The organism is Burkholderia sp. BE12, assembly GCF_002959955.1.
GTDB lineage: Bacteria > Pseudomonadota > Gammaproteobacteria > Burkholderiales > Burkholderiaceae > Burkholderia.
Genome location: NZ_PREY01000013.1, coordinates 172,963 through 192,705, shown reverse-complemented (window position 1 = coordinate 192,705; position 19,743 = coordinate 172,963). Strand labels below are relative to the sequence as shown.

Here is a 19,743-nt window from a genome sequence, read left to right as displayed (position 1 = left end):
AATATGAATCACTTCATAAACCTGACTTACTTTAGTGTGAGACTCTTGATACTTTCGCTTTCTGATCCGAGGATCAGCTCGCTTCCATCAAGCGCCCACACTTATCGGCTGTTAATTTTTAAAGAGCGTTTCTGCGAGAAACCTGGAGTTTCTCAGCAGCGCTGCGTTTTCAGCAGCAGAGAAGCGAGATTATTAACCGTTTTTTAAAACTCGTCAACAACTTTTTTAACTACTTCGTTGCGACGACTGCGGTTTAATTTCGTGTGCACTGGAATCGATAAAACCGACTTCAACAGCACCGCTTCCCTTCTTCCCCCGCGCCACGTTTCCGTTAGCGCGAAAGAGGCGTGATTCTATGCATCTGCCCCGGACTCCGCAACCCCCTTTGTGAAATATTTTTGACGGGCCGTGCCGGGGTCGCTGAGCCTTCCAAGCGCTCATATATAGGCGACACGGCAGGCGCAGCCGCGGCCGCCCTTGAACAGCCCCGCCGTATCGAACGCATCTTCCGTCGATTACCGCCCCACCATCGCCCTCACCACGCCGTCCCGCCGAATCAGCCCGTGATACAGCGCCGCGGCAAAGTGCGCGAGGAACGTCAGGAAGAACAGATACGCCAGCACCCGATGCGCGACCCTGAGCCACGCAAACGTCACCGGATCAGCCGACACCAGCGCCGGGAGCTGCACTCCGCCGCCCAACGTCACCGGATATCCGCCCGCGGACAGCATCGCCCATCCGATCAGCGGCATCGCCACCATCAGCGCATACAGCACGAGATGCGACCCGTGCGCGGCCAACTTCTGCCACGCCGGCAGATCGTCGGGCAACGCCGGCGGCTTCGACAGAATCCGCACCACGATCCGCACACACACCAGCACCAGCACCGCCACACCCAACGGCTTGTGAATAGCCACCAGGATCTCGTGCCGCGCGGAAACCGACGCCACCATCCCCACCCCGATGAACAGCATCGCGAGGATCATCGCGGCCATCACCCAATGCAGCACCCGCGCCGGCAAGCTAAACGTCGTCGAAGCCTTCATCATCGTCCCTCCCCACTCAATCGCGCGACGCCCGCCACGCCGGCCTCTTCACTCGTGCGACGCAGATACGAATCCGCATACGCGGCCGAGCGTGCCGCCAGCAACGGATCGCCCGACACCTGAATCCCCTGCGGCAGCACCGTCGGGTCGTAATTCACGTCGCGGCACGGGCCGCTGTCCTGCGCCTCCACGCGATCGAGCACGAGCGTGCCCGCATCGATCGTCGTGCGCTGCGCGGGCCAGATCTTCGTCGCGTCGTCCACCGGGTCGCCGGGCTCCGCCAGCGTGACCAGCAACTTCCACTTCTGCGCACCGGCCGCGATGCGCCGCGTCACGTCCTGCTGCAGCACGTTCGGATCCGCGGCCGTCGCGACGTCGCCGGCGCCGGCCGTCTGCTCCGGCACGACGCGCCACCGCACCGCCTGGCGCTTGCCGGCCGCATCGACGAAGTAGAACGCGTTCAACCCGTAATAGCTTTCGGTGACGTAACTCGCGCTCGGTTTCGCACCCTTCACCCATTGCAGGAAGGCGCCCGCCTCCGGATGCGCGCCAAAAAACGCCTTCACCTTCGCCGGGTCCGGCTTGCCCGTCTTCGGATCGGGCCGGGTCGCGAGCGTCTGCTGGTAGAACGCCTGCGGCGTCGCCACCGGAAACACCGGCATCGCGTTCATCCCGGTCCGCCATTGCTCGCCGTCCGGCGCGGTGAGCTTCAGCGCGAGGCTGCGGATCGGCACGCTGCTGTCGGGCGCATAAGGATTCCCGCCGGGCAACGCGAAGCGCCCGACCACCGGCGTGCGCACCGCCTTGAAGAACGGCGCGACCGAATACGCGCTCGCGGCACCGTTGCCTTCGAAGTAGCCGGTCACGCACACGCCCTTCGCGTGATTGCGCCGGAAGCCCGGATGGACGCCGCTGTTGGTCTGCAGTGCGTCGACGAGCCGGTGCGGGGTCAGGCGCGCCGGCGCGAGCCACCCGCCGGCATAGCCGAACGCCGCGGCCACGCCGGCCACCGCGCCGCCGATCACGGCCCAGCGCCACCAGCCGCGCCCGGGCTCGCGCTGCGGCGAAGAAGAGGAAGATTGCTTCATGAATGCACTCCCGATCGTCAGATCATTGTCGAACGCGCGTAGGACGCCGCCCGCGCCGCTTTATTCCACGAAAAGTTTTTTCGTATGCTGGAGGGAATAATCGGTGCCGACCGGCGTCCTACGCGGCATCCACGACCCTTTCGGCAACCGGCCCGGCCATGCCCTCCACCGCCCTCGACGACGAAGCATTGCGCGAACTCATCCCCCGGCTGCGGCGCTTCGCGCTCTGGCTGGCGCGCGACGTCCACGCGGCCGACGATCTCGTCCAGTCGACGCTCGAGCGCGCGCTGTCGCGCTGGACGAGCCGTCGCGACGACGCGTCGCTGCGCAGCTGGCTCTTCACGATCCTGTACCGGCAGTTTCTCGACGGCAAACGCAGCGCGAAGCGCTACGCGTGGCTGCTCGGCCGCATCCGCGACGACGACGAAGCGCACTGGCCGTCCGCCGAACGCGAATTCGCCGCGCGCGCGACGCTCGAAGCATTCGGCCGGCTCCCCGACGAACAGCGCAGCCTGCTGCTGCTCGTCGCGGTCGAAGGCTTCACCTATCAGGAAGTCGCCGACCTGCTCGACGTGCCGATCGGCACCGTGATGTCGCGGCTGTCCCGCGCACGCCAGGCGCTGCGCCAGCTCGGCGACGGCGAACTTCCCGCTCCTTCCTTGCGGCTGATGAAAAAATGAACACGCCTCCGAACGAACACGACCTTCAGGCCTATGTCGACGGCCAGCTCGACGACGATGCACGCGCCGCGGTCGAGCGCTATCTCGCGCTGCATCCGGCGCGCGCGGAACAGGTGAAGCAATGGCAGCAGGACGCGCAGCGGTTGCGGGCCGCGCTGGAGAGCGTGCGGATGCCGGCGGACAACCCCGCGCTGGATCCGGCGGCGATTCGCGGCCGGCGAGCCGAGCGCGCGCGCATGCGGTTCGCGATGGCGGCTTCGTTCGTGTTCTGCGTCGGACTCGGGACGTTCGGCGGGTGGCAGGCGCGCGGCTGGAACGCACCGCCGCCCATCGCGCCGATGAGCGATGCGGTCGAGGCTTACCGGATGATGGTGGTCGATCGAACGGCCAAGGTCGACTATCGGCCGAACGGTGCGGGTGATTTGCAGGGGTGGCTCACCAGGCGCGTCGGGGCGTCGGCGAAGCTGCCGGATTTGAGTTCGGCGGGGTTCAGGCCGGTCGGTGGGCGGTTGTTCACGACGGACAGCGGGGCTACTGCTGCGATGGTGCTCTATGAGGACAACGCCGGGCGGACGCTGAGCTTCTATCTGCGGCCGGCGGAATCGGAACATCGGCTGCTGCCGAGCGGGCAACGCGTGGATGGCGCGCTGCTCGCGCGGTATGGGTCGGTGAATGGGCTCAACTATGCGGTGGTCGGGCCTGCGGGGAGTCTTGGCGAGAAGGCAGTCGTGCAGGCGCTCGATCAGCAGACTTGAGGTGATAGGATGCGCGCCCGGTCGGCGGTTGGTGGTGGCCGCCAGCGCCTTGTGCGGGGCGGCTCGGCGGGCTTGAACCGGCTCACGCTCACCACTCGGATGCACAGCATTTAGACTGACTTTCCCCGGCTGTTATTCACATCGAGGCTGCGCCGCCGCCCTCACCTTTAGAATCACAGGGTTTCGAGTCGCCGCGGAACGGGATATCCACATCCATCATTGCGGTGATTCAGGCCGACCTCGGTTGGTTCGCTCATCTTTGATCTGCACAGCGTTTCGTGTTGCTTCGGGCGTCGATATCCACAACCCGGTCGATTGGCCGGCCGTCTTCGCCAGGTTCGACTGCGCTCACCCGTTGAATGCACAGGGTTTCGAGTGGCTCGGCGACGACGATATCCACAAGGGATTCGACTTCCGGACGTCGCCGACGATGTATCCGCTTCCCTCTTTCATCGTCGCCAATCCTTGCCGGGCAAGGCATTCGGGCCGACAAGTCCATCAAAACCGGGATGCTCACCTGTCGGATGCACAGGGTTTCGACTGGACCGATGTGCCGTTGTCCACATACGGTCATCGCCGCGCGACACCATCAGGACCTTGTACGTCATCGCGTTGCCTTGCGTGATTCAGTCATGCCGTTCGATGACGTATTGCGCCGGTCCGCGCCACGCAACCGAACGGTACCCGCGTCGCACGATGCCGATCTCCCGGTAATACGCGACGAGCGCCTGCGGGCTCCAGTCGCGGCCCGCGGTAAACAGCGCATCGAGATCGATGAGTGCGGCAACGAGCGCCCGGCGGGCGTCGTCGTCGGCGATCGCACGTTTCCAGCGTTCGCCTTGCCGGGCGAAGCCCAATCGCACCAGCGCATCGGCCGCAGTCGCCACGTCGGTCACGACAACCGCAACGTGGCCGGCAATGTCCGTCACCAGCATCTCGTCGAGAGGTGCCTTCATCGATCGCTTCGCCCCGTATTGTCTGCGGTGATCACGCTGCCTCCTTCGTGAGCCATCGAACGATCGCCGCGATGTCTTCGTTGGAGAGTTGCGCGACACGATCGACACACACGCCGTAGTCGAGATCGAACTTCACGTTGAATCGCTCGCCTCTGTCGCGGCAACACAGGACCTCGGCTTCCGGTATCGACACGCGCTGCTCGAACACGATGTCGCCCGGAAGTTGCTGCATCCGGTGTACGACGGTATCGATATCGCATGCCTGGAGACGGGTCGATGTGGCTTCGATCATTTGCCGTGAGCCCGTTCGCCGGGGCTTTGCATTCTGGATGCCCGCGATTCTACAGACATGAAGGTTCGTGGATCGCCCGAGCGCCTCACAGCGTTTCTCTTCGTTCATCCGGCCGCTGCACGCAGTGCATATCTTGAGCGGATCACAGTCGACGGACTGTGCTTATCCAAAGGTGTTAACAGGGTTCGTATATATACGTAGTGATAGTTAACAAGCGCTGTGCCTCACAGTGGATAACCTCCGTAACGCACTGAATTCTCAGCGCGAAGCGAAATGCATAACCCTGGGTGTGCGACGTGAACAGCGCCCGGCAGCACAGAACAACTTTTCGTCGATTCACAACCGCGCCGACATATCCTCAATCGTTCCACTGTGAATCCAGAGACTTCCCGGACGGTTATCCAGAGGGCAATGTGGATAACACCACAGCACATCGACGCGTTTTGCTGTGACGCGAACAGATGAAGCCGACGCTGGCGGCATCGCCACGCAACATCGATCGTCAGCCCTCGTGCGGCCGTTTAAAAAAATTTTCACGAAGGGGCTTGTGCTCCCCCAAAACCCTCTCTATAATTCGCGGCTTCTTAGGCTCGTAGCTCAGTTGGTTAGAGCACCACCTTGACATGGTGGGGGTCGTTGGTTCGAATCCAATCGAGCCTACCAACGAACAAAATGAAGGGGTCCGGCAGCACAACTTGCCTACAGGCAACGCGGCTCGCCAAACATACGAACGCCACGCGGCAACTTCGCGTGGCGTTTTTCTTTTCCGGTCCGAAACAACGCATGAAGCCCCGATGCGTTGCGTGTTACACGGCCCGGCATCGCATCGTCATCGACCATCCGATCCGCCACACAACTGCCGCCGCACGGCGCGTAGAATCGTGTGCGCATCGACGCGGCGGCTTCGCCCGTCGTCCGATTTCCACCGTATCAGAACAACGACGCGCGATCCGCGCAGCCGAGAGCACACATCATGTCCGAGGTCACGACCGCCGAATCGTCCGCGAGCAACGACGAAATCGCCGCTTACGTCGGCACGAAAGCCGCCTGGTACCAACGAAAGTGGGCGATCGCCGAATCGCGCAAGAGCCGGCAGTCGTGGAACTGGGCCGCGTGCGTCCTGGGTCCGGTCTGGTTGGCGTATCGATGCATGTACTGGCAGGCGGCCGCCGTGCTTGCCGTCACGCTCGGCATCACGATGGTCGAGTTGCTGTACTTCCCCGGATACTTCGAATCGAGCGTGCTCGACCCGGCCACGATCGCGATCGCGGTGTCGCTCGGCTGGTACGGAAACGGCCTCTACAGGACGCACATCGCACGCAGGATCGAAAAACTGCGCCCGAACGCGACGTCCCGCGAATCGTTTCTCGCGCTGCTCGAGGCGCAAGGCGGCACGAACTGGCTGGCGGCGGCCGGTTTCGCCGTCGCGACGCCGCTGCTCGGCGTACTGATGTTCATGATGGGCCACGGAGGCGCGATCTACTGAGCGCGTTGCCGGCGATCTGCGACGCAGGGCGGAAAGAAGCGGGCGGACCGCGCCGTCGACATGCATCCACATGGCACATCGCAGACGGCGCATGCCCGTGCCGCCCTCAATGCAGATGCTTCAATTTGTCAGGATTACGCACGACATAGATCGCGACGATCTTCCCGTCGTCGATCTCGAGCGCAGTCGTCTGCAGCTCGCCGTCGGCTTCCAGCGTGACGAAACCCGGCAACCCGTTGATGAACCCGGCCCGCACGAGCTTCGACGCATGCGTCGCGAACAGCTCGGCCAGGTACGTGTGCACCCGCATCACGAGTTCGAAGCCGAACACCGGCTTGCCGGCCGCGGTACGCTTGCCGCCGCCGTCCGAATGCAGGCTCACGTCCTCCGCGAGCATCGCGCCGAGCGCGCGCATGTCGCCGCTGCGTGACGCCGCGAAAAACGCTTCGGCCAGCTCGATCCCGCGCTGCTTCTCGACATGAAAACGCGGCCGCGCCTCGCGCACGTGCGTGCGGGCCCGCGCGGCGAGCTGCCGGCACGCGGCCGGGTCGCGCTGGATCGTCGCGGCGACTTCGTCGAATTCGAGGCCGAACACGTCGTGCAGCAGGAACGCCGCGCGCTCGAGCGGCGAGAGCCGTTCGAGCGCGAGCAGCAGCGGCAGCGTGACGTCGTCCTGCTGGTCTTCCTCGACGACCGGCTCGGGCAGCCACGGGCCGATATAGGTCTCGCGCTGGTGCCGCGCGGACTTCAACTGGTCGAGGCACATGCGCATCACCATGCGGCGCAGGAACGCCTCCGGCACGCGCACGTCGCTGCGGTCGACGTCCATCCAGCGGATGAACGCCTCCTGCACCATGTCCTCGGCATCCGCGACGGAACCGAGCATCCGGTACGCGACGCGGATCAGCGTGCGCCGCAGCGGATCGAAGCTCGCCGCCGCGTCGGCCCGTTCGTCGGCGCTGCCGTTGGCCGGGTCGAGGTTCGGCATCAGGCCACCATCTTCGCGGCGGCGGCCTTCGCTTCGGCCGGGTCGACCCACAGCCCGAAGCCGACGGCGAGCCGGTTCCAGCCGTTGATCACGTTGATCATCACCGTGAGTTTCACCTGTTCCTCCTCGCTGAAATGGTCGTTCAGCGCCGCATAGGCCGCTTCGTGCGCGGCGTGGCCCTCCGACAGCCGCGTGAGCGCCTCGGTCCAGCCGAGCGCCGCGCGTTCGCGGTCGGTGTAGCAGGGCGCTTCGCGCCACGCGGACAGCAGGTAGATGCGCTGCTCGGTCTCGCCTTGTTCGCGCGCCTCGGCGGTGTGCATGTTAATGCAGTTCGCGCACGCGTTGATCTGCGACGCGCGGATCTTGACCAGCTCGATCAGCGTCGGCTCGAGGCTCCCGGCGGCGGCGACCGACACGGTCATCCAGTTCTTCATCAGCGCGGGGGCGGCGGCAAACGGATTGAGTTTCGCAGTCATGGTGGCTTCTCCTTTCGTGTGGGTTCCGCTGATATGACGAGCGAGCCCCCCGCGTGTGTGACATCGATGCAAAAAATTTTTCGGAACCGTCGAAGCGGGCAGCGGCAAGCGAAGGGCGGAGCCGTCGAGCAGGGCGCCAAAGGATGCGATATCGATGTCTGAATAGGGTGGATGGCGACGTTCCTCCGACGAAAGCGCGCGATCGACCTTTCACGCACGCCGCGAGGTTGTCACCGGACGTCAGCAGTGCGCCATCGCGGGCACGTGTATTGCACCATCGGCCAAACCGGGCCACACAACGGGCGTCGACGGTTCGTTACGCGTGCGACACCCCCATCGAGAATGCTTTCATTTTTCTTTCGTCTTCGTTTCATCCGAAATCCGATTCGCGACGTTCACATTTCTGGCCCATACTGTTCTGCACGGGCAGATGAAGTGAAGCCGCATCTGCGGCCCGGCGCGCGCGCCGGCTGCCCGACGACGCAGCAGCAGATCGCACGTCAGCCGCGCGCACCCCAGCGCAAGGCTTTCCCTTTTCCGGCAACGCAACGCAGCGAATCGCGACGTGAACGGTAAACCGATGAGCCTCCTTGCATCACAGCTTCAGCGCCGTTACCAGGACGTGCGCGCCCACAGCATCGCGTTGACCGCGACGCTGTCCGCCGAAGATCAGGCCGTGCAGTCGATGCCCGATGCGAGCCCGACGAAATGGCACCTCGCGCATACGACCTGGTTCTTCGAAACCGTCGTGCTGATGCGCCGCGTGCCCGGCTACGCGCCGTTCGACGACGCATACCAGTTCCTCTTCAATTCCTATTACGAAGCGCTCGGCCCGCGCCATCCGAGACCGCAGCGCGGGCTGCTCACGCGTCCGTCGCTCGACGAGGTGCATGCGTACCGGCAACACGTCGACGAAGCGATGCTGCGCGCACTGGCCGAAGCCGATCCGGCGCGGCTCGATGCGATCGCACCCGAACTGGTGCTCGGCCTGCATCACGAGCAGCAGCACCAGGAGCTGATCGTCACCGACATGCTGCATGCGTTCTCGTGCAATCCGTTGCGGCCGGCGTTCCGGCCGCGCACCGGCGCCGAGACCGGATGCGCGCTCGCCGCGGGCGACGCCGGCCCGTTGCGCTGGCTGCCTCAGGCGGGCGGGCTCGTCGAGATCGGCCACGAGGGCGACACGTTCTCGTTCGACAACGAACGGCCGCGTCACACGGCGCTCGTGCGGCCGTACGAGATCGCGAACCGCCTCGTGACGAACGCGGAATTCGCGGCGTTCGTCGCGGACGGCGGCTACACGCGTCCCGAATTCTGGCTGTCCGACGGCTGGGCCATGGTGCAGCGGGAAGGGTGGCAAGGGCCCGCGTACTGGATGCCGGACGACGACGATGCGGCCGCCACGCGCGTGCGGCGCACCTTCGGCCTGCACGGCGTCGAACCGCTCGCGCCCGACGCCCCGGTGTGCCACGTGAGCTTCTACGAGGCGGCCGCGTATGCGGAATGGGCCGGCGCGCGGCTGCCGACCGAATTCGAATGGGAAACGGCGTTCGCGGCCGACGGCATCCAGCAGATGCTCGGGCATGTATGGCAGTGGACGCGTTCGTCCTATGAGCCGTATCCGGGCTTTCGGCCGCTCGCGGGTGTGGCGGCCGAATACAACGGCAAGTTCATGGTCGGCCAGCAGGTCCTGCGCGGCAGCAGCATCGCGACGCCGCCCGGGCACGAACGGCCGACGTACCGCAATTTCTTTCCGCCGGCGGCACGCTGGCAATTCACGGGAGTGCGACTTGCGCGAGACGTCTGACCTGACGGCCACGAGCGGTGGCCTGCAACCCGCCCGCGATTCGCGGCCGAGCGCGTTCGAGCGCGACCTGATCGACGGACTGTCGCGCACGCCGCGCAGCATTTCGCCGAAATACTTCTACGATGCGGCCGGCTCCGCGCTGTTCGACCGCATCTGCGAACTGCCGGAGTACTACCCGACGCGCACCGAGCTCGGCATCCTGCGCGACCGCGCGGCCGAGATCGTGCGGCGCGTCGGCCCGCATGCGGACATCGTCGAATTCGGCGCGGGTTCGCTCGAGAAGATCCGCGTGCTGCTCGACGCGTTCGCGGGCAACTACGCGAACGCGCCGGCGCGCTACGTGCCGGTCGACATCTCCGCCGACTACCTGCACGTCGCGGCCGCGCGGCTGCGCTCGGCCTATCCGTGGCTCGACGTCGCGCCGCTCGCGGCCGACTACACGAAGGCCGAGCAACTGGCCGAGCTGACCGAAACGCCGCGGCGGCGCATCGGCTTCTTTCCCGGCTCGACGATCGGCAACTTCTCGCCGGAAGAGGCCGACACGTTCCTGCGCGACGCGGCACGGCTGCTGCGCGGCGGCGGCCTGCTGGTCGGCGCGGATCTCGTGAAGAACGAGCGCACGCTGCATCACGCGTACAACGACGCGCAGGGCGTGACCGCGCAGTTCAACCTGAACCTGCTGGTGCGCGCGAACGCCGAACTCGGCGCGGATTTCGACGTCGATGCGTTCTCGCACTGCGCGTTCTACGACCGGGAGCGGCAGCGCATCGAGATGCATCTCGTCAGCGACGTCGCGCAGACCGTGCACGTGCGCGGCCACGCGTTCAGCTTCGAAGCCGGCGAGCGCATCCATACGGAGAACTCGCACAAGTTCACGATCGACGGCTTCCATGCGATCGCGCGCCGCGCCGGGTTCGAACCCGATACCGTGTGGACCGACGCGGACAACCTGTTCAGCGTGCACTGGCTGCGCAGCGTCGACGATATCCGCGCATGACGCGCGCCGCCGCGAACCGCTCGCGCCGCGGGGCGAGGGCGGTTCGCTTCCCCGTGCACCGGCGTATTCGATCCGATCGCCGGTTTCGTGCCCGAAAAATCCCCTTTTTACCGACCCGATGCCTCCCTGCAACGGTTTCTGGAATGCCGCCTCTCCCGTGCTCCATAAGGCTTTGCGGATACCTGTAAACGTCCGTTACCTGTCTCGCATACCCGTTTCACCTGTGTCAGCGCCCCGTGCCTAGACTCCGAACCGTAGTCACACGACGCACGACACGTGCAGGGAGTCGCGAAATGAGCAAGAAACTTATTCTCGGTGCAGTACTCGGTGTAGCGGCGCTGGCAGCCTCGGGCGTCGCATCGGCCCACGTCGACCTGTCGGTCGGCATCGGCGTGCCGGGCGTCTATGCGGCGCCGGCGCCCGTCTACGTGGCGCCGCCTCCGCCGGTGATGTACGCGCCGGTCGGCTATCGCGACGACGGTTGGCGCGGCGACGGCTGGCGTCAGCGCGAATGGCGCGAACACGAGTGGCGCCGCCATGAATGGCGCGAGCACGAGTGGCGCGAGCGCGGCGGCTGGCGTGGCGGCCGCTGGGACTAAGCGGCCCGATCGATCACCCAAGAGGAGAGTGAAAACATGATGCCCGTTCGATCCATCAAGCTGTGTGCCGCCGCCGCTGTCGTTGCGCTCGCAACGATTGGCAGCGCGCATGCGGCGGGCTGCATGAAAGGCGCGGTGGTCGGCGGTGTGGCCGGCCACTATGCGGGGCACCACGCCGTGGTCGGCGCCGTCGGCGGCTGTATCGTCGGCCATCACATGGCGAAGAAGCAGGCGCAAGAGCAGGCCGCGCAGCACAAGGCCGCCGCGCAGGGCATGCAGCCTGCGCAGTAAGTGCCTCGTCACCGGGGCGACGCCGTGGCGCCGCCCCGGTGTTTCGCTCCCGCGTTCATGCTCGCCCTGAATTGATCGGACGAATGCGTGCCGAACGCGCCGTTACGATCCTTTACAACGTTGTACTACGCGAATTTTGCGCGTTCATAAAATGCAGTCACGCAAACGCGCTCAAGGGAGCACAAGATGAAACAGCAACGATATCTGTCCGTCCTGACGGCCGCGCTGCTCGCGCTCGGCTCGGTGTCCGCCCATGCGGCGGCCGGCGGCAATGGCGGGGGCAACGGCGGCGGTCATGGCGCAGGCGGCTCGGGCGGCAATGCAGGCGGCATGTCGGGCGGCCATATGAGCGGCCAGGCGCTGAGCAACTCGAACGGCATGCACGCGGGCGACCGCGACAAGGGCCTGTCGCGCGCGGCCGACCGCTCCGACACGATTGCCGATCGCGCCGGCGCGCAGCCGGGCCGCGGTCACTCGCACGCGCATGGCCATACCGCGCACGCGTCGACGTCCACGCATCATTCGCAGCGCAACGCATTCGGCCGCACGCTGTAAGCGTAGCCTGTGAATGCACGAGAAGGGCGCTTCGGCGCCCTTTTTCATGGGTGAAAACGCAACGTGTCCGGCCCGCGAAAAACAGCGTGCCGACCCGATTTGCAACCAGCCGTAACGGCGTCACCTCCACGCGAGAAGGCGGATGGCTTTCACGCGGATGACGGAACGGGCAAAGAGCGGGTCGCGGCACGCTCGATAAAGGTCGCCACGCCGATAAAAAGGGCGGCTCGTCGCCGCCCTTCGTGTCACCGCCGCGCGCCCGCCGGCGCCGCCGCGGGTTCGAACAGCGCCTCCGCCTGCCTGACGCGCACGAAGCGCGCCGCGCCGTCGCCATCCGTCAGCGCACGGAAATGCGCTTCGCCGCACGCGAGCTTCGCGCGCTCGTGCTCGCTCGGCACCTGGCCGTCGGCATTCGGCGTATCGACGACGAAGTACAGCCGCTCGCCGTCGTCCTGTTCCGCGAGCACGGCCCAGTCCGGATGGTAGCTGCCGAGCGGCGTCTGCACGCGGAACCACGCCGGCAGCTTCGCGTACAGCTTCACGCCGTCGTGCGCTTCGAGCGCATCGGCGAACGCGCGCTCGGCGTCCGTCTCGCACACGACTGCTTCGTGGATCGACTTGCGCGCGTCCGGCCGCAGATTGCGCAGGTAGCCGGTCAGCGCTTCGCTCTCGAACGATTCGAGCGCATGCACGTGGCGCTCGCCGAGCTTGCGGTACGCGATGCCCGCGACGAGCGCGAGCCGCTTGCAGCGATTGATCGCGTCGGCCGCCACCGAAATGAACTGCTGCGGATTCACGCGGAAATCGTCGAGCCGGCCGCTGTCCGCCAGGATCGTCGCGAGCGAACGGCGCGTGAGCTGCGTACGGTCCTGCAACTCGGTGAGCAGGTCGGGCAGCGGCAACTCGCCTTCGTCGAGCAGCACCGTGCCGGCGCCGGCCACCTCGATCGCCTCGATGCCGGCCTTGCCGATGTCGATCTCGGCCTTGCGCCACTGCAGCCGCGCACGCGCAATGTCCGGCGCGGCGCGCAATGCGGCCGTACAGTCGCGCACCAGCTTTGCGTTGTCGAACTCGACGCGGTACACGGTGCGATGGCGGATGCGATCCCACAGCGCCCGAAAATCCTCGCCGAACACGACGGCCTTGCCCGACGCGTCGCGTCGCAACGCGATCGCGCGGCGCTCGTCGGCGTTGCGCACCGCGAAGCGGCCCGACAGCTTGCGCAGCGTCGCGACGATCGGCGCGCGCAGCCGCTCGAACGCATCCGGCAGCACGAGCGCGCTCTGGCGCAGCGCATCCTTCAGTCGATCGAGCACCTTGCCTTGCGCGTCGACGTAGCCCTGCTCGTGCAGGTGATTCCACAGCACGCGCGACAGCTCGATGCCGAGCGCATGCGCGGGGCCGCCGTCTTCGTGGACCGGCAGCGCCGCGAACTGGTGCTCCTCGACGATCCCGAAACGAATGCCGGTATCGGCCTCGATTTCCTTCTGCAGGTTCTCCGCGAACGACTCGTAGCGCTCGGTCGCGATCACGGTGAGCGTGTTCACGCCCGCGTCGCGCACGCGCTCGCCGTCCTGATCGACGGCGAGGCGTAGCCCACGGCCGAGCGTCTGGCGGCGCTCGCGCTCGGTCTGGATATCGCGCAGCGTGCAGATCTGGAACACGTTCGGGTTGTCCCAGCCTTCCTTCAGCGCCGAGTGCGAGAAGATGAACTTCAGCGGCGTGTCGAACGACAGCAGCGCTTCCTTCTCGCGCATGATGAGGCCGTACGCGCGCTCCGCGTTCTCGCGGGCCGCGGCGCTGCTCTCGCTCGTGTCGGTCCAGCCGCCCTTGCGGTCGATCGAGAAGTAGCCGTTGTGCGCACGCTCGACTTCGAGGGCCACGTCGACGCCGTCGAACAGCGCACGGTAAGCCGGCACGCGGGCCGCGCGCGCATATTCCTCTTCGAAGATCAGCGCATAGTCGCCCTTCACCGGCATCCCGTTCTCGTCGTAGCGGCGATAGCGCTCGACCGAATCGACGAAGAACAGCGACAGCACCTTCACGCCGCGCTCGGCGAGGCGCAGCTCCTTGTCGAGATGCTCGCGGATCGTGCGGCGGATCATCTCGCGCTGCACGGCAAGCGTGTCGATGTCGCCGAACGCCTCGCCGAGCGACAGGAATGCCTCGCCCTCCGGATGGCGCAGCTCGACGTACTCGGCGCCCTTGACCGCATGCACTTCGCCGATCCGCAGCCCCGCGTATAGCGCGCGCTTGGTCAGGCGCTCGAGATCGTCGCCGTCGGTGGCCGACACGATCTGGCGTTTCACGCCCGTGGCCGTCGCGACGTCGAGCTCGACGCGCGCGCCGATCGCGCCGCGCCGGTTCGACACGCCGACGAGCCGCACGTACGGCTTGTTGTGCGCATCCTCGACGATCGCCGACGCGATCTCGATCTGCTTGACGAGCTTGCGCTCGTACGCGTCGACCGCGTCGAGCCGGTACACCATGTGGTGGCGGTCGACGTGCGTGGCCGAATAGCGCAGCGTGCAGAGCGGCGCCATCGCGGCGAGCGCTTCGCGGCCGCGCCCCTCGAGGCCGCCGTCGACGCTTTGCGGCTCGTCGACGATCACGATCGGCCGCGTCGCGCGGATCAGGTCGATCGGCTTCTCGCCGCCGGTCTTCTCGCTGTCCTTGTAGAGATTGTTGATCTCTTTCTTGTTGATCGCGGCGACGGTCATCACCATGATCTGGATCGCCGCGCTCGCCGCGAAGTGGCGCACCTGGCCGAGTTTCGCGGAGTCGTACAGGAAGTAGTCGTACGGCACGCCCGCGTACAGCGCGCGGAAGTGATCCTCGGTGATCGACAGCGTCTTGTGCACGCCTTCCTTGATCGCGATCGACGGCACGACGATCACGAATTTCGTGAAGCCGTAGCGGCGGTTCAGCTCGAAGATCGTGCGCAGGTATACGTAGGTCTTGCCGGTGCCCGTTTCCATCTCGACGGTGAAGTCGCGCGAGCCGGGCTGGCCGGACGGTGGCAGCCCGCCGCGCAGCTGCACGTCGGCGAGATTGCGCGCGAGCGCGTCGTCGGTCAGCGACAGCCGGTTGCCGACGCCCTGCTCCGATACCGCGAAGCCGAGCGAGCCTTGCGCCGCGGCCGTCGTGCCGGGCGCGGCGTTCGCGAGCACGCTGAAGTCTCCGCGATACGATTCCTGCCCGCGAAACAGGTCGCAGACGGCGTCGATCGCCTCGCGCTGGTAGTCGAGATCCGCTTCGAAATGCAGCCGCATCACAGGCTCCGCACGCGCTTCACGCCGTGCTGTTCGAGCAGCGCGGCGAGATTGAGCTTCGCGACGTCGTCGACGAAGCCGCTGTCGCGGAACAGGCACGTGACGTCGTGCGACGCGCCGGTCGCGTCGAGCAGGTCGACGATGCCGTCGGCGAGCGGGCCGGCTTCGTCGCGCGAGATGCGCGCGTCGAAGCACGCGACGATCGCGCGGCCGATCAGGTGCACCGTCTTGCCGGCCACCGGGTGATGCTCGACCGGCGTGCACAGGTCGAGGCCGAGCTTCAGCGTCAGCTCGGCGAGCAGGTCGTCCTCGGTGCGGCCGGTCTTCACGTGTTCGACGGACGCGAACAGCGCATGGTCGAAGTCGTCGCGGCGCGGGTCCCACTCGATCACGTTGGTCGTGTCGAGCCGGTACACGCGGAAGCCGAGGTCGCCATAGCTTTCCGGATAGTCGCGCGCGACCTGCTGCGCGGCGCGGCGCAGGCGTTCCTTCGTGATTTCCGCGAGCGTCGGCGGCTTCTTCAGCTTCGCGCAGAAATCGGCGGCCGCCTGCTGCGTCTTGTCGCGGCGGTCGAGCGTCTCGGGCAGTTGCACGAGGATGTAGCGGCGCGCGCCGCCGTCGGTCGCATTCACCTGCATCACCGCGTGGCCGGTCGAGCCGGAGCCGGCGAAACAGTCGAGCACGATGTCGTCGCCGCGCGTGCACCAGCCGATCACGGCCGCCGCGAAGTCGACCGGCTTCGGCAGATCGAACGGGATGCCGAGCGTCTTCAGCAGCGCGTCGTCGGAGCCGGCGAAGGGCAGCACCGACGGCACGTTCTCGTACATGTTCTCGTCGAGGTAGTAGATCCGCTGCGGCTGCGTGGTTTCATCCGGGCCGAATTCGATCTGGCCGCGCTCGAGCAAGGCCTGCATCGTCGCGGGCGGGTTGCGCCAGCCGCGCGCCGGCATCGCGCACGGCTTGCCGGTGACCGGGTGGATCAGCGGCGTGAAATATTCGTCCGGCGCCTTCTTCTTGTTCGGCCAGGCCATCGACACGAGGCGGTACACGCGGCCTTCCGCCGACAGCCGGTCGTACATCACCTCGCCGCCGGACAGGTTGGTCTGCGCCTTCATCCACGCGCGGTACGCCTTCTGCGCATCCTTCGGGTTGCCGCTTCGGTACACCGCGTCGTGCGCGGCGTCGAGCATGCGCTGCGCGTTGCGCTTCGGGCGCTTGAGCGGCGCCCGTTCGAGCAGCGTCTCGGCGTTGCGCGCGAACAGCACCAGCGATTCGTGCTGGTACGCGACCCCGCGCGCGTCGCCCTTCGGGTTGCGCTTGTCCCACACGGCCACGCCGAGCTCGTTTTCCTCGCCGAAGATCTCGCGCAGCATCAGCACGAGCGCATGCACCTCGTGCTCGTCGATGTGCACGGCGATCAGCCCTTCGTCGGACAGCAGCGCGTGCGCGAGCTTCAGGCGCGGATACATCATGTTCAGCCAGTCGGTGTGGAACCGGCCGTTCGCCTCGGTATTGGTGCTGCGCTTCACACCACCGTCGGTCTGGCCGGTCATCGCCAGGTAGTGGCGGATGCTGTCGCTGAAATCGTCCGGATAGACGAAATCGCTGCCGGTGTTGTACGGCGGGTCGATGTAGACGAGCTTCACCTTGCCCGCGTAGCTCTTGTGCAGCAGCTTCATCACGTCGAGGTTGTCGCCCTCGATCACGAGATGGCGCGTGTCGTCCCATGCGACGCTGTCGTCGGGGCAGGGGCGCAGCGTGCCCGTCGAGGGCGTCAGCGCGGCCTGGCGCGCGCCGCGCTTGCCGTGCCAGTGGAAGCCGTAGCGCTCGTCGGCGTCGCCGACCGTGCGCTCGCCGATCAGCGCCTTCAGCACGTCGACGTCGACCGACGCGCCGTCGGGGCCTTCGGTCACGAGTTCGGGGAACAGCGCCTTCAGGCGCGCGACGTTGTCGGCGGTGAAATCCGTCGACATCGCCTGCGGGCTGGCCGCATCGAGTTTCTGCATCGTCTTTTCCATCGGAGCCCGGCCGCGCGCGCCAGGACGTCGGGCGTGCTCACGGCACCGGCGGCAATGGCCGCCCGGGCAAACCCGAAACGCTAGCGAGTCGGTCGGCGCAGGTCAAGCGCCGATGTGGGGCGGGCGTGTCCCCGTCGGCCGCGATCGCCCGCCGGACGGGCCGCAGGCGGGTTCGGGCCGATTGCCGCGCAAGCCGGCCGGCGGGCCGCGCGGCGAGCATTGGACGGTGCCGCGAAAAGGACGAAAAAAAGGGCACGGTCGGCGCAAAGCGCCGGCGTGCCCGCATGGAGAATCCCGGATGGAGGGGTGCGGCGGGGCCCGACGGCCCCGCCCGGGTAGCCGCCTCAGGTCAGAAGCGCGTCCGGATGCCCGACGTCAGTTCGAGCTGATTCTTCGCGCCGAACGTCGACGCCGCCGTGTAGCCGCCGTGCAGCTTCATGTAGTCGCCGGCCAGGTACACCTCGGTGCGCTTGCTCAGGTGGTAGAACACCGACCCGTAGATCGTCTCCTTGAAGCCGTTGGCGACGCCGTTGGTCAGGCTGAACGCGCCGAGGTTGGCATTCGGCGTGAAGCCGTCCGCGTTGTTCGCGGCGTTCTTGATGCGCATCTGCTGGTAGCCGAGCTCGTAGTCGAGCGCGCCCTTCGGCGCGATCTTCATCGAGACCGTCCACGAATCGTCGTGACGCTGGCCGAGCGCGCCCTGATCGCCGTTGTAGCGGAAATAGCCGGCATTCAGGCGCACGATGTCGAACGTGTAGTTGCCGCCGACCGAGAACGTCTGGTTCCGGAAGCCGCCGTGGTTCACGTGGTTGTAGAAACCCGACACGTTGAACGGCCCGCCGTTGTAGCCGAGCGCCGCCTGGTACGCGGAGCCGGTCGCGAACTGCGTCGAGTTGCTGAACTGATAGCCCGCGCTCGCGAAGATGCCGTTGCTGAACAGCTTCTTCCACGCGATGCCGTTGTTGTAACGCGTGCCGGTCGGGCCGGCCGCATAGAAGATCATCTGCTTGAAGTTGTTCGAGTTGGTCCAGCCGCCTTCCTCGGTCGACAGCTTCGCGGAGCCGTATGCGTCGCCGTAGATCGCCGACGCGTCGCGCGCGATCGTGTTCTGGAAGCCGGCCGTCAGCTTGCCGAAGCGCTCGTCCTCGACGCCGACCCACGCGTCGCGGTCGAAGATCTGGCCTTCGTCTTCCATCTGGCCGTTCGCGACCACGAATTCGCTTTCGAGGCGGAAGATGATCTTCGTGCCGCCGCCGATGTCTTCGGCGCCTTTCAGGCCCCAGCGGCTGCCGCTGAACCACGGCTCGCCATCGTTGCCCATGCCGATCACGTGTTTGCCGTTCGCGTCGGCGTGGGTCCGGTAGGTCGGAAAGCTCAGGTCCATCAGGCCGTAGAGCTGCACGCTCGACTGCGCATGCGCCTGGCCGGCGCACAGGCCTGCCGCCGCGATGGAAAGGGCTAGGGTTTTTCGTTTCAAGATCGTCTCCTCCGAGCTGCCGCATTGAAATCTGGTCGTTGGCAGTACGTAATGTATGCCGACTCTTGCCGGCCACAGCGAGAGGGCCGACGCGTAGCATCGTAGAGGGTGCAATCCTTCACGACGCTTTCCCCGACGCAAGAATCCGATCGGTGAAAACACCGAACGCGCAATAATCGTGGATCGGGCAGGCGCGCGGAAGCGATTGCGCCGGGCGCCTCGCCGGCTTCGATGACGATTCGTGATACGAATCGATATGATGGGCCGCGCAAGCGGCCCGTCAATCGTGCGCGCTCTTCATGCGCAGGATGTAGCCGAGCCCGCGCAGCGTGATGATCTCGGCCGTGCTGCCCGCGAGATGCTTGCGCAGCCGGTGGATGTAGATGTCGATCGCGTCGGCGCTGGGCTCGTCGTCGAGCGCGAACACGCTGTCCATCAGCCGCGACTTCGACACCGTCTTGTTCTGCTGCAGCATCAGCGTTTCGAGGATCGCGTGCTCGCGGCGCCGCAGTGCGAGCACGGCGTCGCCGCAGCGGAATTCGCGCGTACCGAACGCATAGACGAGATCGCCGCACACGAGCTGCGTCGTGCCGACGCCGGCCTGCCGGCGGATCAGCGCACGGATGCGCGCCACCAGCTCGCGCGACTCGAACGGCTTCACGACGTAATCGTCGGCACCCGCACCGAAGCAGTCGACCTTGTCGTCGACCGAGCCGTGCGCGGTCAGCATCAGCACCGGCACGTTGTCGTTGCGGCGCCGCAGCCGCGCGAGCACTTCCTTGCCGCTGATGCCGGGCAGGCGCATGTCGAGCAACACCGCGTCGTAGCGTTCGGTCTTGAGCACCGTGTCGGCCCGTTCGCCGTCGCCGACACAGTCGACCGCGAAATCCTCGCCGCGCAGCAGGTTCACGATCCAGTGCGCGAGCTCGGCGTTGTCTTCGACCAGCAAAAGTTTCATGA

The 19,743-nt window shown here is 66.2% G+C and carries 18 protein-coding genes and 1 tRNA gene; 9 read left to right on the top strand and 10 right to left on the bottom strand.

Annotated features, from left to right (window positions below; all coding sequences use genetic code 11):
* Window positions 1-515 precede the first annotated feature (515 nt).
* Both C4B30_RS17200 and C4B30_RS17195 read right to left on the bottom strand, forming a co-directional pair.
* Entirely contained in the window at window positions 516-1,049 is a 534-nt protein-coding gene (locus C4B30_RS17200) for a cytochrome b (RefSeq protein WP_105132753.1), read from the bottom strand.
* Window positions 1,046-2,134 carry a catalase family peroxidase gene (locus C4B30_RS17195; protein WP_105132752.1) on the bottom strand — a complete coding sequence of 363 codons (1,089 nt, stop codon included), beginning with the start codon at window positions 2,132-2,134 and terminating at the stop codon, window positions 1,046-1,048. The genes C4B30_RS17200 and C4B30_RS17195 overlap by 4 nt, the downstream gene beginning before the upstream one ends.
* A 158-nt stretch (window positions 2,135-2,292) precedes the next feature.
* Between C4B30_RS17195 and C4B30_RS17190 the strand changes: the two genes are divergently transcribed.
* Window positions 2,293-2,814 carry a sigma-70 family RNA polymerase sigma factor gene (locus tag C4B30_RS17190; protein ID WP_027783084.1) on the top strand — a complete coding sequence of 174 codons (522 nt, stop codon included), beginning with the start codon at window positions 2,293-2,295 and terminating at the stop codon, window positions 2,812-2,814.
* A complete protein-coding gene (locus tag C4B30_RS17185; protein ID WP_105132751.1) occupies window positions 2,811-3,569 on the top strand; it encodes an anti-sigma factor family protein in 759 nt (252 codons plus the stop codon). The genes C4B30_RS17190 and C4B30_RS17185 overlap by 4 nt, the downstream gene beginning before the upstream one ends.
* 626 nt (window positions 3,570-4,195) lie before the next feature.
* On the opposite strand, the gene C4B30_RS17175 is transcribed toward C4B30_RS17185, so the two are convergent.
* A complete protein-coding gene (locus C4B30_RS17175) occupies window positions 4,196-4,504 on the bottom strand; it encodes a hypothetical protein (protein WP_234015436.1) in 309 nt (102 codons plus the stop codon).
* Window positions 4,505-4,556: 52 nt separating this feature from the next.
* Window positions 4,557-4,925 carry a hypothetical protein gene (locus C4B30_RS35870; protein WP_234015435.1) on the bottom strand — a complete coding sequence of 123 codons (369 nt, stop codon included), beginning with the start codon at window positions 4,923-4,925 and terminating at the stop codon, window positions 4,557-4,559.
* Window positions 4,926-5,403: 478 nt separating this feature from the next.
* Between C4B30_RS35870 and C4B30_RS17165 the strand changes: the two genes are divergently transcribed.
* A tRNA-Val gene (locus C4B30_RS17165) sits at window positions 5,404-5,480 on the top strand.
* Window positions 5,481-5,790: 310 nt separating this feature from the next.
* Entirely contained in the window at window positions 5,791-6,303 is a 513-nt protein-coding gene (locus C4B30_RS17160) for a DUF2628 domain-containing protein (protein ID WP_027783088.1), read from the top strand.
* Between the two features lie 106 nt (window positions 6,304-6,409).
* Here the strand turns inward: C4B30_RS17160 and C4B30_RS17155 are convergent, their stop codons facing one another.
* On the bottom strand, window positions 6,410-7,291 hold the full coding sequence (locus C4B30_RS17155; protein WP_105132748.1) for a sigma-70 family RNA polymerase sigma factor: 882 nt from the start codon (window positions 7,289-7,291) through the stop codon (window positions 6,410-6,412).
* Entirely contained in the window at window positions 7,291-7,767 is a 477-nt protein-coding gene (locus C4B30_RS17150) for a carboxymuconolactone decarboxylase family protein (RefSeq protein WP_105132747.1), read from the bottom strand. The genes C4B30_RS17155 and C4B30_RS17150 overlap by 1 nt, the downstream gene beginning before the upstream one ends.
* A 580-nt stretch (window positions 7,768-8,347) precedes the next feature.
* On the opposite strand from C4B30_RS17150, the gene egtB reads away from it, so the two are divergent.
* The 5 genes from egtB to C4B30_RS17125 all read left to right on the top strand — a co-directional run bounded on the left by egtB (window position 8,348) and on the right by C4B30_RS17125 (window position 12,016).
* A complete protein-coding gene (gene egtB / locus C4B30_RS17145) occupies window positions 8,348-9,574 on the top strand; it encodes an ergothioneine biosynthesis protein EgtB (RefSeq protein ID WP_105132746.1) in 1,227 nt (408 codons plus the stop codon).
* Window positions 9,558-10,571 carry an L-histidine N(alpha)-methyltransferase gene (gene egtD, locus C4B30_RS17140; RefSeq protein ID WP_027783092.1) on the top strand — a complete coding sequence of 338 codons (1,014 nt, stop codon included), beginning with the start codon at window positions 9,558-9,560 and terminating at the stop codon, window positions 10,569-10,571. The genes egtB and egtD overlap by 17 nt, the downstream gene beginning before the upstream one ends.
* 293 nt (window positions 10,572-10,864) lie before the next feature.
* Window positions 10,865-11,170: a hypothetical protein gene (locus C4B30_RS17135; protein ID WP_027783093.1), complete on the top strand. Its 306-nt coding sequence runs from the start codon at window positions 10,865-10,867 to the stop codon at window positions 11,168-11,170.
* Between the two features lie 36 nt (window positions 11,171-11,206).
* Window positions 11,207-11,461, top strand: coding sequence for a hypothetical protein (locus C4B30_RS17130; protein ID WP_105132745.1), 255 nt, complete (start codon window positions 11,207-11,209; stop codon window positions 11,459-11,461).
* A 186-nt stretch (window positions 11,462-11,647) separates the two neighbouring features.
* Complete coding sequence (locus C4B30_RS17125; RefSeq protein WP_105132744.1) at window positions 11,648-12,016, top strand: hypothetical protein; 369 nt, start codon at window positions 11,648-11,650, stop codon at window positions 12,014-12,016.
* 245 nt (window positions 12,017-12,261) lie between these two features.
* On the opposite strand, the gene C4B30_RS17120 is transcribed toward C4B30_RS17125, so the two are convergent.
* The 4 genes from C4B30_RS17120 to C4B30_RS17105 all read right to left on the bottom strand — a co-directional run bounded on the left by C4B30_RS17120 (window position 12,262) and on the right by C4B30_RS17105 (window position 19,741).
* Window positions 12,262-15,288 carry a type III restriction-modification system endonuclease gene (locus tag C4B30_RS17120; RefSeq protein WP_105132743.1) on the bottom strand — a complete coding sequence of 1,009 codons (3,027 nt, stop codon included), beginning with the start codon at window positions 15,286-15,288 and terminating at the stop codon, window positions 12,262-12,264.
* Window positions 15,288-17,306, bottom strand: coding sequence for a site-specific DNA-methyltransferase (locus C4B30_RS17115; protein ID WP_105132742.1), 2,019 nt, complete (start codon window positions 17,304-17,306; stop codon window positions 15,288-15,290). Before C4B30_RS17115 ends, C4B30_RS17120 begins: the two co-directional genes overlap by 1 nt.
* A 349-nt stretch (window positions 17,307-17,655) precedes the next feature.
* Window positions 17,656-18,783, bottom strand: coding sequence for a porin (locus C4B30_RS17110; protein ID WP_027783098.1), 1,128 nt, complete (start codon window positions 18,781-18,783; stop codon window positions 17,656-17,658).
* A gap of 280 nt (window positions 18,784-19,063) precedes the next feature.
* Complete coding sequence (locus tag C4B30_RS17105; RefSeq protein ID WP_027783099.1) at window positions 19,064-19,741, bottom strand: response regulator; 678 nt, start codon at window positions 19,739-19,741, stop codon at window positions 19,064-19,066.
* Between the last annotated feature and the right edge of the window lie 2 nt (window positions 19,742-19,743).

Coding starts and splice junctions, on each gene's coding strand:
- C4B30_RS17150 (WP_105132747.1), bottom strand. CDS start 7,767: ATGACTGCGAAACTCAATCCGTTTGCCGCCGCCCCCGCGCTGATGAAG.
- C4B30_RS17200 (WP_105132753.1), bottom strand. CDS start 1,049: ATGATGAAGGCTTCGACGACGTTTAGCTTGCCGGCGCGGGTGCTGCAT.
- C4B30_RS17155 (WP_105132748.1), bottom strand. CDS start 7,291: ATGCCGAACCTCGACCCGGCCAACGGCAGCGCCGACGAACGGGCCGAC.
- C4B30_RS17105 (WP_027783099.1), bottom strand. CDS start 19,741: ATGAAACTTTTGCTGGTCGAAGACAACGCCGAGCTCGCGCACTGGATC.
- C4B30_RS17115 (WP_105132742.1), bottom strand. CDS start 17,306: ATGGAAAAGACGATGCAGAAACTCGATGCGGCCAGCCCGCAGGCGATG.
- C4B30_RS17175 (WP_234015436.1), bottom strand. CDS start 4,504: ATGCTGGTGACGGACATTGCCGGCCACGTTGCGGTTGTCGTGACCGAC.
- C4B30_RS17160 (WP_027783088.1), top strand. CDS start 5,791: ATGTCCGAGGTCACGACCGCCGAATCGTCCGCGAGCAACGACGAAATC.
- C4B30_RS17130 (WP_105132745.1), top strand. CDS start 11,207: ATGATGCCCGTTCGATCCATCAAGCTGTGTGCCGCCGCCGCTGTCGTT.
- C4B30_RS17135 (WP_027783093.1), top strand. CDS start 10,865: ATGAGCAAGAAACTTATTCTCGGTGCAGTACTCGGTGTAGCGGCGCTG.
- C4B30_RS17190 (WP_027783084.1), top strand. CDS start 2,293: ATGCCCTCCACCGCCCTCGACGACGAAGCATTGCGCGAACTCATCCCC.
- C4B30_RS17125 (WP_105132744.1), top strand. CDS start 11,648: ATGAAACAGCAACGATATCTGTCCGTCCTGACGGCCGCGCTGCTCGCG.
- C4B30_RS17120 (WP_105132743.1), bottom strand. CDS start 15,288: ATGCGGCTGCATTTCGAAGCGGATCTCGACTACCAGCGCGAGGCGATC.
- C4B30_RS17185 (WP_105132751.1), top strand. CDS start 2,811: ATGAACACGCCTCCGAACGAACACGACCTTCAGGCCTATGTCGACGGC.
- egtB (WP_105132746.1), top strand. CDS start 8,348: ATGAGCCTCCTTGCATCACAGCTTCAGCGCCGTTACCAGGACGTGCGC.
- C4B30_RS35870 (WP_234015435.1), bottom strand. CDS start 4,925: ATGAACGAAGAGAAACGCTGTGAGGCGCTCGGGCGATCCACGAACCTT.
- C4B30_RS17195 (WP_105132752.1), bottom strand. CDS start 2,134: ATGAAGCAATCTTCCTCTTCTTCGCCGCAGCGCGAGCCCGGGCGCGGC.